The organism is Acidovorax sp. FG48 (assembly GCF_057809085.1).
In genome coordinates, this window is record NZ_JBMDJH010000001.1 from 18073 (window position 1) to 30652 (window position 12580).

Consider the following 12580-nt stretch of genomic DNA (forward strand, 5'->3'; position numbering starts at 1 on the left):
CGGGCGCGTCAGCGGGACGGAGCGAGGGGTGCAGGCGACACCGCGTTCGCCGCGGGTTCAGCCACAAATCCGATGCGCTGCAGCCCGGCCAGGTGGGCCGCGCCCATGACTTCGACCACGCGGCCATAGGGCACGGCAGCGTCGGCGCGCAGTTGCACCTCGGTTTCGGGGCGCTCGGCGCCAATGCGGCGCAGGCGCTCGGCCAGCGCGGTTTGCGACAGGGGTTGGTCATCCAGAAAGGCCTGGCCCGAGGCATTGACCACCAGGGTGACGAATTGCGGCGCTGTGCCGGGCGTGGCGCCTTCGGTGCGCGGCAGGTCTAGCCGGATGGAGCTGGCCAGCAGGGGCGCCGTGAGGATGAAGATCACCACCAGCACCAGCATCACGTCCACCAGCGGCGTCATGTTGATGTCGCTCATGGGCTGCGGCCCGGTGGTGCGTTCGAGTCTTCCGAAACTCATGCCCCCACGCTCCCCGCTGCGGGTGGTTCGCTGCCCCCCAGGGGGGCTGACCCGCCTTGGGGCGGCCCGGCGGCGGGTCGACTCGCATTGCTCAGGCCTGCTGTGGTGCCAGTCACACTGTGGACGGGCGCCGTGTCTATGAGCAGCTCCCGCAGATCGCGCGCAAACCCTTCCAGGTCCGCCTCAATGCGCCCGAGCAGGCGGCCAAACACGTTGTAGGCCAACACGGCAGGGATCGCCACGGCCAGCCCGGCCGCCGTCATGACCAGGGCCTCGCCCACGGGACCGGAGACGCGGTCAATGGTGATCTGCCCCGCGCCTGCCATGGCGGTGAGCGCATGGTAGATGCCCCACACGGTGCCCAGCAGCCCTACGAACGGCGCCGTGGAGCCCACCGTGGCCAGCAGCACCTGGCCAAACTGCAAGCGCCCCAGTACATCGTGCAGGGCATCGCGCAGCACCCGCGTGAGCCGCTGTGACAGGCTGCCGGCCGTGGCCAGCGTGGGCGGGGTAACGTTGTCGTGATTTGCTATTGAATTTGCAGCAACCACCAAAGGAAGCACTAGCGCATCCCGGTCAAAAGACCGCAAACGCTCCTGCGCCAGGGCCAGCGAGGGCGCCTGCCAGAACGCGGCCGTGCAGCGGGCCACGTCGGCACTGGCACGCCGCATGAGCCGCAGCTTCCACACAATGACCACCCAGCTCGCCACCGACATGGCCAGCAAGACCAGTGCCGCACTTTGCGTGACGGCATCGCCCTGGCGCCACCAGTGGAGCGCGTCCATGGGGTCGGCGGATCAGTGCAAGCCCAGCACGTCGAACATGTCGAACATGCCAGTCTTGTGGGTCGCCAGAAAACGCACGGCGCGCAAGGCGCCCTGCGCATATGTGGCGCGGCTGGAGGACTTGTGCGTGATCTCGATACGCTCGCCGATGCCGGCAAACAGCACGGTGTGGTCGCCCACGATGTCGCCACCCCGGATGGCCGCAAAACCGATGCTGGAGGGGTCGCGCTCGCCCGTCACGCCTTCGCGGGCGTACACAGCGCAGTCCTTGAGGTCGCGGCCCAAGGCTTCGGCAATCACCTCACCCATCTTAAGCGCAGTGCCCGAGGGTGCATCGACCTTGTGGCGGTGGTGGGCTTCGATGATTTCGATGTCGTACCCCGTGGCCATGGCCTTGGCGGCCATTTGCAGCAGCTTGAGCGTGACGTTCACGCCCACGCTCATGTTGGGCGAGAACATGATGGCGGTGCGCTGTGCGTAGGCGTCGAGTTCGGCCTTTTGCGCATCGGTGAAGCCGGTGGTGCCGATGACGGCCTTCACGCCCAGCCGGCTGCACACGGCCAGGTGGGCCAGCGTGCCTTCGGGGCGGGTGAAGTCGATGAGCACCTCGGCGTTCTTGAGGCCTGCCGTCACATCGGCCGTGATGGCCACGCCGCTGGCGTAGCCCAGAAAGGCGGTGGCGTCCGAGCCAACGGCCGGGCTGGCTGCCACGTCCAGCGCACCAGCCAGCACGCAGTCGTCGCTGGCGCGGATGGCTTCGATCAGCATGCGGCCCATGCGGCCTGAAGCCCCGGCAACGGCTACACGAAGGGGAGATGCCGCGGGAGCCGCAGGCGAGGAAGTCGCGGTCATGAAGAAGTCCTGTTCAATGAAAGGGCAGCCAGCGCACCGGGCTCACTGCCAGAGCCGCAAGGGTCAGCGCGCAGGCGCTTCGAGCGGCGGGTAACTGGTGGTGGCGGGCAATGCCGGGGTCGCGGCCGCTGCGGGCGCCGGGCGCTCCTTGACCGGGTACTTCGCCAGTTGCTCTGGTGTGGCCTCCAGCACCGGCACCTTGCCCTTGGCGTTGTCGCGCGCACCCAGAGTGGCGACGAATTCGGTCTCGGTCGGCATTTCATCGCCTTCGGAGCGCTCCAGGGCATCACCCTTGAAGAACACGGTAAGCTTGCGGGTCTGGACCTCTTCGCCGGGACGTTTAAGTGTGAACACGTACTCCCAGCGGTCTGCATGGAACAGGCTGGTGACCAGCGGCGTCCCGAGAATCTCGCGCACCTGCTGGCGGCTCATACCGGGCTGCAGGGCTTCCACCTGTTCGCGGGACACGAAATTGCCCTGCACCACGTCCACCCGGTAGGGTTTGACGATGTTGGCGATGCGACTGCTGGCGCCATCCAGACTGCCGCAACCGGTCAGGGCGGCCATGCTGGCACCGATCAACACAACCAGGCCCAGACGGGCGCTGTAACGGGCTTGGACGGGCATGGGTAAAAGGCCAAAGGATATGATCGTCCCATTGTAGCGGCAGCCCCTCCAGACCCTGGGCCGGTTGCCCGCCCCCGAAAGAGCCAGCCATGACCAATATCGACGAACTCAAAAGCACGGGACTCAAGGCCACACTGCCCCGCCTGAAGATTCTGGAGATTTTCCAGAAGGGCGCGCAGCGCCACATGACGGCCGAAGACGTGTTCCGTGTGCTGCTGGAAGAGCGGTCGGACATCGGCCTAGCCACCGTGTACCGGGTGCTCACGCAGTTCGAGCAGGCCGGCATCCTGATCCGCAGCAACTTCGAGAGCGGCAAGGCGGTGTACGAGCTCAATGAAGGGCAGCACCATGACCACTTCATCTGCACTTCGTGTGGCAAGGTGGAAGAGTTTTACGACTCCGAGATCGAGAAGCGGCAGCATGCCGTGGCCAAGGCCAAGGGCTGGCTGGTGCAGGACCACACCATGGCGCTGTATGGTCAGTGCGCAGACTGCGCCAAAAAAGGGTAACCACCGGAAGCGCTTTGCGCCCGTCCTTCAAGCGCAAACAGCTATCAAATACAGAGCGGACTAGCCGCCTGTGTCACGCTCCATGGCGCGGCGATGGCGTTCGACAAACTCTTGGTAGGTGTCGATACCGCGCAGTTGCAAGATGGTGTTGCGCACGGCGGCCTCGACCAGCACGGCGATGTTGCGGCCGGCGACCACCTGGATCACCACCTTGAGCACTGGCACGCCGAGCACGTCCTGCGTGAGCGGCTCGTAGGGGAGACGCTCGTAGTCGCGCTCCAGCGTCTCCTTGCGCACCAGGTGCACGATGAGCTTGAGGCGCATCTTGCGGCGCACCGCCGTCTCGCCAAAGATGGCGCGGATATCGAGCAGACCGATGCCGCGCACTTCCAGCAGGTTCTGCAGCAACTCGGGGCACTTGCCCTCAATGGTGGTCTGGTTGATGCGGAACAGGTCCACCGCATCGTCAGCCACCAGGCCGTTACCGCGCGAGATCAGCTCCAGGCCCAGCTCGCTCTTGCCCAGGCCCGACTCGCCGGTGATCATCACGCCCAGGCCCAGAATATCCATGAACACGCCGTGCATGGTGGTGCGGTCGGCAAAGTGCTTGGACAGGTAAGCGCGCAGCACGTCGATGACAAACGCCGACGACTCGTGCGTGGAGAACATCGGTATCTGCGCGCGCTCGCACATCGATACCAGCGCATCGGGTGCGGTCTGGTTGTCGGCCAGCACAAGCACCGGTGGTTCCAGCGTCACGATGCGGGCAATGCGGCGCTTGCAATCGTCGGGGGATGCGTTGCTCAAGTACGCAATCTCGCGCTCGCCCAGGATCTGGACCCGGTAGGGGTGGATGTAGTTGAGGTAGCCGACCAGGTCGGCGCCGGAACGCGCGGAACGCACGGCCACTTCATCGAAGCGGCGCTCGGAGGCCCCCAGGCCCGCCACCCACTCCCACTTCAGCAGGCCACGAAATTCTTCGAAAAGGACGTCGGCACTGACAACATTGGGCTTCACGGCGGTTCAGTCAGTGCAAAGGCGGCGTGGGGAATGTGTGTGCCAGGGCTCAGGCAGCCTGCGTGGACTGCCAGCCTGCAATCATGCCGTGCAGTTCCGTGGCGTCGGTGCAGGCCTTGAGCTTCTCGCGCAAGGCCGAGTCACTGAGCAGCTCGGCGATTTCGGACAGGATTTCCAGGTGCTTCTGGGTGGCCGCCTCGGGCACCAGCAGAAAGATCAGCAGGCCCACCGGCAGCTCGTCCGGCGCATCGAATCCGATGGGGTTGAGCAGCTGGAACACAGCCGCCATCGGCGCCTTGAGGCCCTTGATGCGTCCGTGGGGAATGGCCACGCCATGGCCGAGCCCAGTGGAGCCCAGGCGTTCACGGGCAAACAGACTGTCGGTGATCAGCGCCCGGGAGAGGCCGTGCTGGCTCTCGAACAGCAGACCCGCTTCTTCAAAAGCACGCTTCTTGCTGGTGGCGTCCACGCTCACAAGCACTTGAGCGGAGGGCAGGATGGAGGCGAGTCGGTTCATGGTCAAGGGTAACAATTATGCACATATTGGCGAAAACCCTGAGCACGGCGCGTCAGGCAACAAAAAAACCGCCCGGGTAGGGGCGGCTGCTGTGCCAGGCTCAGGGCTGGCGCATCAAGCGTGCAGTTCGCGCTTGGCGGCTTCGTGGTGATGGTCTTGCAAACGGTCCTTGTGGCGCACAACCTGACGGTCCATCTTGTCGACCAGTTCGTCCACGGCGGCGTACAGGTCGGCGTGGGAGCTTTCGGCAAACAGGTCGCTGCCCTTGACGTGAATGTTGCATTCCGCTCGCTGTCTCTTTTCCTTTTCCTTTTGCTTCTCTACCGTCAGCAGTACCTTGACATCGACAACTTGGTCAAAATGGCGGGTGATCCGGTCCAGCTTGGTGGTGACGTAGTTGCGCAAGGCGGGAGTAACTTCGAGGTGGTGACCGCTGATCGTCAAGTTCATAAATAAGTCTCCTGTGGCTCTCGGTGGAAAAACGCCGTCCTGGATCAGAGGAGCGGCTCGGCGAACTTGGATGCATCTGTTGTTGACGTCGTGGGTTCACTATGCCCCCGCCCTCCCCGAAATGCAATCCCATACCGCCGCAGGCCGCTGGGTTATGCCCGGCAAGGTGCCAAGCGCCCGAAAAGCGCGCACAATGGGCGGATTGAAGGGGCAGGCCAACGTGAGCGTAAGCACCACCCTCTTCACCGAGCCGACGGTGTCGCGCCATGCAGCGTGAGACGCCCCACCACCAGCATCGACAGCAGGCTGGCACTGATGCCCACCAGCGCAGCCACCCAGTAGTTCTGCACCAGCCCCTGCGCATCGCGGCTGATGAGGACCCCACCCACAAAAGACGCCACGCCCATCGCCGCCGACTGCACCGATGCGTTCAGCGTCATGAAGGTTCCCCGCAAGGGCGCATGTGCCGCTGAGGCGATGATGGCCATGCCAGGGATCATGCGGCCACTGACAAAGGTGAACATCAGGGTGGACACCACCAACACGCCCCACAGCGGCAAGCCCTGCACCAGCGTGATGGCCAGAATGCACGGCAGCCCCGCGAGGGCCAGCCACCGGAAGGTGGGCACCTTGCCATGCCGGTCGGTCATGCGCCCGAACAGGCGCGCCGTGAACAAGGTCACCACCCCACCGCACAGGTACACCAGCGGCACCTGATCGGCACGCACACCGGCATTGGTCTGCATGTAGATGGTGATGTAAGGGATGACGGTAAAACCCGTAAACATCAGCAACGCCGAGAAAAGGAACGCCCACCGGTGGTTGGTGTCCGCCAGCACCTGCCGGATACCGCCCAGCACTGACCGCCCGCTGGCGGCCTGAACATGCCCCGCCATGGTCGGCAGCGTGCGGGCCGCCTGCACCGCCAGCACCCCCACCATGGCGGCAATGCCGATGAACGGCAGGTGCCAGCCCCCGTACTGCGCCAGAATCAGCCCCAAGGGGACGCCCGCCACCGTGGACACGGAAAACGACGTCATCACGATGCCCATGGCACGCCCGCGCCGCTCAAAGGGCACCACGTCCGCCACGATGGTCTGCGACAGAGCCGACAGCACGCCGCCAAAAGTGCCCGCAAGAATGCGCGCCACCATCAGCGTGCCGTAAGTGGGAGCAAGGCCGCAGGCCAGCGTCGCCAGACCAAACAGGCCATAAAGCACCAGCAGCAGCCGCTTGCGCCCGAAGCGATCGATGTAGGTCGAAGCCAGCAGGCCCGATGCCCCCGCCGACAGCGTGTAGGCCGACACCAGCAAGCCAAACTGCGCGTCCGTGATCGCAAACAGCTGCGTGAGCTGCGGGCCCAGCGGCATCATGATCATGAAGTCCAGGATGTGTGTGAACTGGATGCCGGCCAGCGTCAGCAGCAGCCACAGTTCACGGCGGGGAGAAAGCTCAGGGGTAGAGGAAGACACAGCAAGCGGCCATTAAGGCCTGGTCAGGTTCAGGGCCGCCCAGTGTGCCGCAAGCCTGCGTGGGGCGCGTGACCAACTCCTCAGTGTGGGCCCACGAAAACCGCCGCGCCCCAGACCGGCGCGTAAAATCTATCGGCTGCGCCTAGGCCCTGCCTGCCGCATGCACCTCCCCCCACGTTCTTCGGATTGCCCGCAGCGGACACCCACCGCCCACACCGACACCATGATCCAGCCCAGCTCCACCGCCCTGCACACTTCGGCCCTGACTTCGCTGCCCCTGCTGGCACGCGGCAAGGTGCGCGACAACTACGCCGTGGGCGACGACCGCATCCTGATGGTGGCCAGCGACCGCCTGTCGGCCTTCGACGTGATCATGGGCGAACCCATTCCTGGCAAGGGCGAGTTGCTCACCCAGATGGCCCTGTTCTGGTTCGACAAGCTCGGCCACATCTGCCCCAACCACCTCACCGGCGACGCCCCCGAGAGCGTGGTGAGCCCCGAAGAAGCCCCCCAGATCCGTGGCCGCTCGATGCTCGTGAAGCGCCTGCAGCCCATCCCGGTCGAAGCCGTGGTGCGCGGCTACCTGGCCGGCAGCGGATGGAAGGAGTACCAGGAGTCTCGCTCGGTCTGCGGCGTGCCCCTGCCCGAAGGCCTGACCAACGCCGCCAAGCTGCCCGAGCCCATCTACACGCCCGCCGCCAAGGCCGCCATGGGCGAGCACGACGAGAACATCACGTTCGAGCGCACCGTGGAGATGATTGGCCTGGACCTGGCCACGCGCATCCGCGACCTGAGCATTGCCATCTACAAAGCGGCTGCCGAGATCGCCCTGGCCAAGGGCATGATCATTGCCGACACCAAATTTGAATTCGGCCTGGCTCCTGACGGCACGCTGGTGCTGATGGACGAAGTGCTTACGCCCGACAGCTCCCGCTACTGGCCGGTGGAAGGTTATGCCGAAGCCCTGGCCAAGGGCGAGAACCCCCCCAGCTACGACAAGCAGTTTGTGCGTGACTGGCTGGAGCAGGCCCAGGTCAACGGCAAGCCCTGGGACAAGACAGCGCCCTCGCCCCGCCTGCCCCAGGCAGTGATCGAGAAGACAGCCGCCAAGTACCGCGAAGCGCTGGAGCGGCTGACATCCGCATAAAACCCTGCGGACTGGAGAGCCCTCCCGCCAAAAGCCCGCCGGATGCCTAGCTCAGCGGCGTCTCAATGGCTTCGAAACGCAGCAAGGGCTCGCCTTCGGCCCCCTGCAGCAAGAGCTGCGTGCCGACCTGGCGAAAGCCCCGTACCGCCAGCAGCGACTCAAAATACTGGGCCTCCAATCCGCTGCTTTGCAGGCACAAGCTGATATTGGAAACGAGCTGCGCCATGCGCAGGCGTCCGCTCTGCGGTTGCCAGTCGTAGTCAGCGAGAAAGCGGTTGCAGCCGCCCGAGCCTGTCACCCGAGCCTCTTCCGCCTGGAAGACGAGATGGGGCACCGCCGCACCATCGGCAGTGCGGGACAGAGCCTCCCCCGCCATTTCGACGAGCCGCCAATGGGTCAGCAGCAGCGGCACGGACGCTTCTAAGGTGGCGGCCAGCGGCAGCAACCGCTGCATTTGAACGTCAACATGGCGGTAGGCTGCGTCCTGCGGCACGGGATAGCGTTTGTCGCTGGCCAGCAGCAACCGCCCCTCCAAGGTGACTTTGGTTCGCACCTCATAGCGCCCCTTGGGCGCAAACCGCGCAGAGGGGTAAGGGATCCACAGCGCGTAAGGGGGCTGACCCGGCGGTTGGCGACGCTGGCGCCCCAAAACGATGGGTGGCTGATCTGGCTGGGTCACATCCAGCAAAGTGGCCTCAAAAACAGCCTCCGGCGGCAGCATCACGCGCTCTCTCGACAACGCCACACCCGTGACCACGGCATCTGGTTCAGGGGGGCGCGTCACGCAGCCAGCCACACTCAGTATCCCAACCATGACGCCGCAGTAGAGCCCGCAGCGCAGGTGGCCGAAACGGGGCCCATTGCGCCGGGGCGGTAGTCGAATGGAGGGCGCCTGCGTCTCGCAGTTCACCACTTCAACCCTTGGCAGCCCTCAGCTCAGCACCACACTCGACAACCGTCGGCGGTACGTGGCCACCACCGGGTCTTCGGGCGGGATCTGGCCCTCGGCGACCTTGGGCTTGGGGGCCTCGATCAGTTCGAGGATGGCGACATAGGTCTTGCGGGCGATCTCTTCGCTCCAGGCCTTGTCGCGCATGAGGATTTCGAGCAACTCGTCCATGGCGTCGGTCCAGCGCTGCTGGGTGATGAGCCAGCGGGCGCGGGCATAGCGGGTGTCGAAATCCCGTTTGTTAGCTGCGATTTTTGCCTCGAATCCGGCTTCGGCGGAGGCGTCATATGCGCCAGACGCTACAAAATCCAGAGCATCCATCCAGGCCTTGAGGGCGCCCAGCTTGCGCGACATGGCGGCCTTGGCGATCACGGGCGCAAACGCCACCTTGGCATCGTCCTCGCGCCCCAGCTGCAGCAGCAGCTTGACGTAGTCAAAGCGCGCGTCATCGTTGGCGGGGTCGGTCACAACGGCATGCTGCAGTTTCTCCAGCGCAGTGCTGGTGTCGCCTTCTGCCAGGGCTTCCTGCGCCTCTTCTTCCTCGGCCTCGGCCACCATTTCTTCGGCGGTCGGCACATGCTTGTCGAGGAAGGCGCGCACCTGGCCTTCGGGCAGAGCGCCCATGAAGCCGTCCACAGGCTGGCCGTTCATCAGCAGCACGCAGGTGGGAATGCTGCGGATGCCGAACATCCCGGCCAGCTGCTGCTCCTGGTCGGAGTCGATCTTGGCGAGCTTGAAGCGGCCCGCGTATTCCGTCTCCAGTTTCTCCAGCACCGGCCCCAGGGACTTGCAGGGGCCACACCAGGGCGCCCAGAAGTCCACCAGCACGGGCACATTCATCGAGGCGGCAACCACCTCGGCTTCAAAGTTCTCTACGGTGACGTCAATCATGATGTGTGGGGCTTAGAGTGGAGCGGTTTGCGCGCTATTTTGTCCCATCGAAACAGCCCCACACCTGCCAGGGGGGCGCAAAAAGTAAAATCGCGGGTTCCACCTACAGCGGCTGGGCAGACAAAGCCTGCCCGCCAGCACCTTCCACACCATGAAACCCATCCAGATCGGCGTGGTCATGGGTTCCAGCAGCGACTGGGACACCATGCAGCATGCAGTGCAAATCCTTGAACAGTTCGGCATCGCGCACGAGGCCCGCGTCGTGTCGGCACACCGCATGCCCGATGACATGTTTGCCTACGCCGAGGCCGCCGCCAGCCGGGGGCTGAAGGCCATCATCGCCGGGGCTGGCGGCGCCGCCCACCTGCCCGGCATGATTGCCGCCAAGACCCCTGTGCCCGTGCTGGGCGTGCCCGTGGCCAGCCGCCACCTGCAGGGTGTGGATTCGCTGCACTCCATCGTGCAGATGCCCAAGGGGATCCCGGTGGCGACGTTTGCCATTGGCACCGCTGGTGCGGCCAACGCGGCCCTGTTTGCCGTGGCCCTGCTGGCCAACGAAAGTTCCGACCTGCGCCAGCGCCTGGAAGCCTTCCGCGCCGAGCAGACGGAAGTGGCCCGCAACATGACCCTGCCGCCCGCCGCATGACCGCCAGTGACCTGAAGCCTTTGCTCCCTGGTGCGACCCTGGGCGTGCTGGGTGGCGGCCAGCTGGGCCGCATGTTCGTGCACCAGGCCCAGGCCATGGGCTACTTCACCGCCGTGCTCGATGCCGACCCGACCAGCCCCGCCGGACTGGTGAGCCACCACCACATCCAGACGGGCTACGAAGACCCGCAGGGCCTGGCTGAGCTGGCCCGCCTGTCGGATGCGGTGACCACCGAGTTCGAGAACGTCCCAGCCGCTGCACTGGCCGCTCTGGCCGCTCAACGCCCCGTGTCGCCCGCCGCCCGCGCTGTGTCGGTGGCGCAAGACCGTGCGCGCGAGAAGGCGCACTTTGTGGCCTGCGGCGTGCCTTGCGCGCCGTATGCGGTGATCGAAACGGCAGAACAACTGGCCGCTGTATCGCCCGACCTGCTGCCCGGGATTCTGAAAACGGCCCGCATGGGCTACGACGGCAAGGGCCAGGTGCGCGTGAAGACGCCCGCCGAGCTGGCCGCCGCGTGGGAGTCTGTCGGCAAAGTGCCTTGCGTGCTGGAGAAGATGCTGCCGCTGCAGCTGGAATGCTCCGTGATCGTGGCGCGCGGTGCCGATGGGGCGATGGTGCACCTGCCCGTGCAGCGCAACCTGCACCGCGACGGGATCCTGGCCGTGACCGAGGTTTATGAAGGAAATCTGCCGCAAGCGCTAGTGGATCAAGCGGTAGCCGCTGCGAAATCTGTAGCAGAAGGGCTGCAATATGTAGGTGTGCTGTGCGTGGAGTTCTTTGTGCTGCAGGACGGCAGCCTCGTGGTCAACGAGATCGCCCCGCGCCCGCACAACAGCGGGCACTACAGCCAGAACGCCTGCGACGTGTCGCAGTTCGAGCTGCAGGTGCGCACCATGGCCCGCCTGCCGCTCGTGCAGCCGCGCCAGCACAGCCCCGCCGTCATGCTGAATCTGCTGGGGGACTTGTGGTTTGCCCACGGCGAGGCGGCGCAGACCCCGCCCTGGGCCCAGGTACTGGCCCTGCCCGGCACCCACCTGCACCTGTACGGCAAGCGCGACGCCAAGCGCGGCCGCAAGATGGGGCACCTGAACATCACCGCTGCCACCCCTGAGGCGGCGCGCGCCACGGCCCTGCAGGCCGCAGCGGTGCTGGGCATCGAGCCCTTCTGAGCCGGGCTGTTTCCATGATCCTTGACGGCAACGACCCCCAGGCCATCGCTGCTGCGGCACGCGCGGTGCGCAGCGGCGCCTTGCTCGGCCTGCCCACCGAAACGGTGTATGGCCTCGCGGCCGATGCCAGCAGTGATGCCGCCGTGGCGCAGATCTTTGCCGCCAAGGGGCGGCCCAGCGACCACCCGCTGATCGTGCATGTGGCCAGTACCGAGGGCATTGCGCACTTCGCCAGCCAAGTGCCCGACTTTGCACAAAAGCTGGTCGATGCCTTCTGGCCCGGCCCGCTCACGCTCATCCTGCCGCGCCTTCCCGGTGTGGCCACCGCCGCCACCGGCGGGCAGGACAGCGTGGGGCTGCGCTGCCCCGCACACCCCGTAGCCCACGCCCTGCTGCTGGCCTGCGCAGCCGTGGGCGATGGCGACGAAGCCGGTGGCCCGCCCGTCTGGGGCGTGGCGGCCCCCAGCGCCAACCGTTTTGGCCGCGTGAGCCCCACCACCGCCCAGCATGTGCAGGACGAGCTGGGCGACGACCTGCTGGTGCTGGACGGCGGGCCCTGCGACGTGGGCATTGAAAGCACCATCGTGGACTGCACGCGCGGTGTGCCAGTGCTGCTGCGGCCCGGCGCCATCACTCGGGCGCAGATTGCAGCGGCCTGCGGCATCGCCCCCCTGTCCAAGGAAGACCTGCCCACGGCCACGCCCCGCGCCTCGGGCACGCTCGAGGCCCACTACGCGCCCAGTGCGAAGGTTCGGCTGATGGATGCCAAGGCGCTGCAGACCAGCCTGGATGTGCTCGGCGCCGATGCGGCTCACATCGCGGTCTACGCCCGCACCGCCTTGCGCACCCAGTCGTCCAAGCTGGTCATGCGGCGCATGCCCGATGACGCAGCGGCCACGGCACAGCAGCTCTTCGCCGTGCTGCGCAGTTTTGACGACGAAGGCGTGAAGCTGATCTGGATCGAGACCCCGCCCGCCAGCCCCGAGTGGGAAGGCGTGCGCGACCGCCTGCAGCGCGCAGCCGCCGCCTGAGCCTGCGCGATGGCGCCGCTTTACATCCGTTGACTTTGCGTCGTTAAACTACCCCCC

General features: G+C 65.8%; 15 protein-coding genes. 5 read left to right on the forward strand and 10 right to left on the reverse strand.

The window, feature by feature from the left end; all coding sequences use genetic code 11:
• Nucleotides 1–8: 8 nt before the first annotated feature.
• The 4 genes from ACODSU_RS00070 to ACODSU_RS00085 all read right to left on the reverse strand — a co-directional run bounded on the left by ACODSU_RS00070 (nt 9) and on the right by ACODSU_RS00085 (nt 2725).
• Nucleotides 9–461, reverse strand: coding sequence for an ExbD/TolR family protein (locus ACODSU_RS00070; protein ID WP_488839151.1), 453 nt, complete (start codon nt 459–461; stop codon nt 9–11).
• The gene (locus ACODSU_RS00075) at nt 458–1246 is read right to left on the reverse strand and encodes a MotA/TolQ/ExbB proton channel family protein (protein ID WP_209816939.1); all 789 of its coding nucleotides are present in this window, start codon (nt 1244–1246) and stop codon (nt 458–460) included. Before ACODSU_RS00075 ends, ACODSU_RS00070 begins: the two co-directional genes overlap by 4 nt.
• 12 nt (nt 1247–1258) lie before the next feature.
• Nucleotides 1259–2098: a 4-hydroxy-tetrahydrodipicolinate reductase gene (gene dapB / locus ACODSU_RS00080; RefSeq protein WP_488839154.1), complete on the reverse strand. Its 840-nt coding sequence runs from the start codon at nt 2096–2098 to the stop codon at nt 1259–1261.
• Between the two features lie 63 nt (nt 2099–2161).
• Nucleotides 2162–2725 carry an outer membrane protein assembly factor BamE gene (locus ACODSU_RS00085; RefSeq protein ID WP_295937113.1) on the reverse strand — a complete coding sequence of 188 codons (564 nt, stop codon included), beginning with the start codon at nt 2723–2725 and terminating at the stop codon, nt 2162–2164.
• A gap of 89 nt (nt 2726–2814) precedes the next feature.
• Here ACODSU_RS00085 and fur point away from each other — a divergent pair, with 89 nt between their 5' ends.
• Nucleotides 2815–3234 (forward strand): ferric iron uptake transcriptional regulator, encoded by a 420-nt coding sequence (gene fur, locus ACODSU_RS00090; RefSeq protein WP_488839156.1) that lies wholly within the window; start codon nt 2815–2817, stop codon nt 3232–3234.
• Between the two features lie 60 nt (nt 3235–3294).
• Here fur and hprK read toward each other — a convergent pair whose 3' ends face one another.
• The 4 genes from hprK to ACODSU_RS00110 all read right to left on the reverse strand — a co-directional run bounded on the left by hprK (nt 3295) and on the right by ACODSU_RS00110 (nt 6690).
• Nucleotides 3295–4251 carry an HPr(Ser) kinase/phosphatase gene (gene hprK, locus ACODSU_RS00095; RefSeq protein WP_015016129.1) on the reverse strand — a complete coding sequence of 319 codons (957 nt, stop codon included), beginning with the start codon at nt 4249–4251 and terminating at the stop codon, nt 3295–3297.
• A gap of 49 nt (nt 4252–4300) precedes the next feature.
• Nucleotides 4301–4768 carry a PTS sugar transporter subunit IIA gene (locus ACODSU_RS00100; protein WP_015016130.1) on the reverse strand — a complete coding sequence of 156 codons (468 nt, stop codon included), beginning with the start codon at nt 4766–4768 and terminating at the stop codon, nt 4301–4303.
• Nucleotides 4769–4882: 114 nt separating this feature from the next.
• Nucleotides 4883–5218 carry a ribosome hibernation-promoting factor, HPF/YfiA family gene (gene hpf, locus ACODSU_RS00105; protein ID WP_015016131.1) on the reverse strand — a complete coding sequence of 112 codons (336 nt, stop codon included), beginning with the start codon at nt 5216–5218 and terminating at the stop codon, nt 4883–4885.
• Between the two features lie 242 nt (nt 5219–5460).
• Nucleotides 5461–6690 (reverse strand): MFS transporter, encoded by a 1230-nt coding sequence (locus tag ACODSU_RS00110; protein ID WP_488839158.1) that lies wholly within the window; start codon nt 6688–6690, stop codon nt 5461–5463.
• A 223-nt stretch (nt 6691–6913) separates the two neighbouring features.
• Between ACODSU_RS00110 and ACODSU_RS00115 the strand changes: the two genes are divergently transcribed.
• Nucleotides 6914–7837: a phosphoribosylaminoimidazolesuccinocarboxamide synthase gene (locus tag ACODSU_RS00115; RefSeq protein WP_488839160.1), complete on the forward strand. Its 924-nt coding sequence runs from the start codon at nt 6914–6916 to the stop codon at nt 7835–7837.
• Between the two features lie 46 nt (nt 7838–7883).
• Here ACODSU_RS00115 and ACODSU_RS00120 read toward each other — a convergent pair whose 3' ends face one another.
• Entirely contained in the window at nt 7884–8651 is a 768-nt protein-coding gene (locus ACODSU_RS00120; RefSeq protein ID WP_488839162.1) for a YbaY family lipoprotein, read from the reverse strand.
• Nucleotides 8652–8768: 117 nt separating this feature from the next.
• Nucleotides 8769–9677, reverse strand: coding sequence for a thioredoxin (gene trxA / locus ACODSU_RS00125; protein WP_488839164.1), 909 nt, complete (start codon nt 9675–9677; stop codon nt 8769–8771).
• Between the two features lie 151 nt (nt 9678–9828).
• On the opposite strand from trxA, the gene purE reads away from it, so the two are divergent.
• From purE to ACODSU_RS00140, 3 genes are read left to right on the forward strand one after another with little or no spacing between them, the layout of a single operon-like run.
• The gene (gene purE, locus ACODSU_RS00130; RefSeq protein ID WP_488839166.1) at nt 9829–10323 is read left to right on the forward strand and encodes a 5-(carboxyamino)imidazole ribonucleotide mutase; all 495 of its coding nucleotides are present in this window, start codon (nt 9829–9831) and stop codon (nt 10321–10323) included.
• Entirely contained in the window at nt 10320–11492 is a 1173-nt protein-coding gene (locus ACODSU_RS00135; RefSeq protein WP_488839168.1) for a 5-(carboxyamino)imidazole ribonucleotide synthase, read from the forward strand. The genes purE and ACODSU_RS00135 overlap by 4 nt, the downstream gene beginning before the upstream one ends.
• 14 nt (nt 11493–11506) lie before the next feature.
• Complete coding sequence (locus tag ACODSU_RS00140; protein ID WP_488839170.1) at nt 11507–12523, forward strand: L-threonylcarbamoyladenylate synthase; 1017 nt, start codon at nt 11507–11509, stop codon at nt 12521–12523.
• Nucleotides 12524–12580: the final 57 nt, after the last annotated feature.

Coding starts and splice junctions, on each gene's coding strand:
- ACODSU_RS00070 (WP_488839151.1), bottom strand. CDS start 461: ATGAGTTTCGGAAGACTCGAACGCACCACCGGGCCGCAGCCCATGAGC.
- ACODSU_RS00075 (WP_209816939.1), bottom strand. CDS start 1,246: ATGGACGCGCTCCACTGGTGGCGCCAGGGCGATGCCGTCACGCAAAGT.
- dapB (WP_488839154.1), bottom strand. CDS start 2,098: ATGACCGCGACTTCCTCGCCTGCGGCTCCCGCGGCATCTCCCCTTCGT.
- ACODSU_RS00085 (WP_295937113.1), bottom strand. CDS start 2,725: ATGCCCGTCCAAGCCCGTTACAGCGCCCGTCTGGGCCTGGTTGTGTTG.
- fur (WP_488839156.1), top strand. CDS start 2,815: ATGACCAATATCGACGAACTCAAAAGCACGGGACTCAAGGCCACACTG.
- ACODSU_RS00100 (WP_015016130.1), bottom strand. CDS start 4,768: ATGAACCGACTCGCCTCCATCCTGCCCTCCGCTCAAGTGCTTGTGAGC.
- hpf (WP_015016131.1), bottom strand. CDS start 5,218: ATGAACTTGACGATCAGCGGTCACCACCTCGAAGTTACTCCCGCCTTG.
- ACODSU_RS00115 (WP_488839160.1), top strand. CDS start 6,914: ATGATCCAGCCCAGCTCCACCGCCCTGCACACTTCGGCCCTGACTTCG.
- ACODSU_RS00120 (WP_488839162.1), bottom strand. CDS start 8,651: ATGGTTGGGATACTGAGTGTGGCTGGCTGCGTGACGCGCCCCCCTGAA.
- trxA (WP_488839164.1), bottom strand. CDS start 9,677: ATGATTGACGTCACCGTAGAGAACTTTGAAGCCGAGGTGGTTGCCGCC.
- purE (WP_488839166.1), top strand. CDS start 9,829: ATGAAACCCATCCAGATCGGCGTGGTCATGGGTTCCAGCAGCGACTGG.
- ACODSU_RS00135 (WP_488839168.1), top strand. CDS start 10,320: ATGACCGCCAGTGACCTGAAGCCTTTGCTCCCTGGTGCGACCCTGGGC.
- ACODSU_RS00140 (WP_488839170.1), top strand. CDS start 11,507: ATGATCCTTGACGGCAACGACCCCCAGGCCATCGCTGCTGCGGCACGC.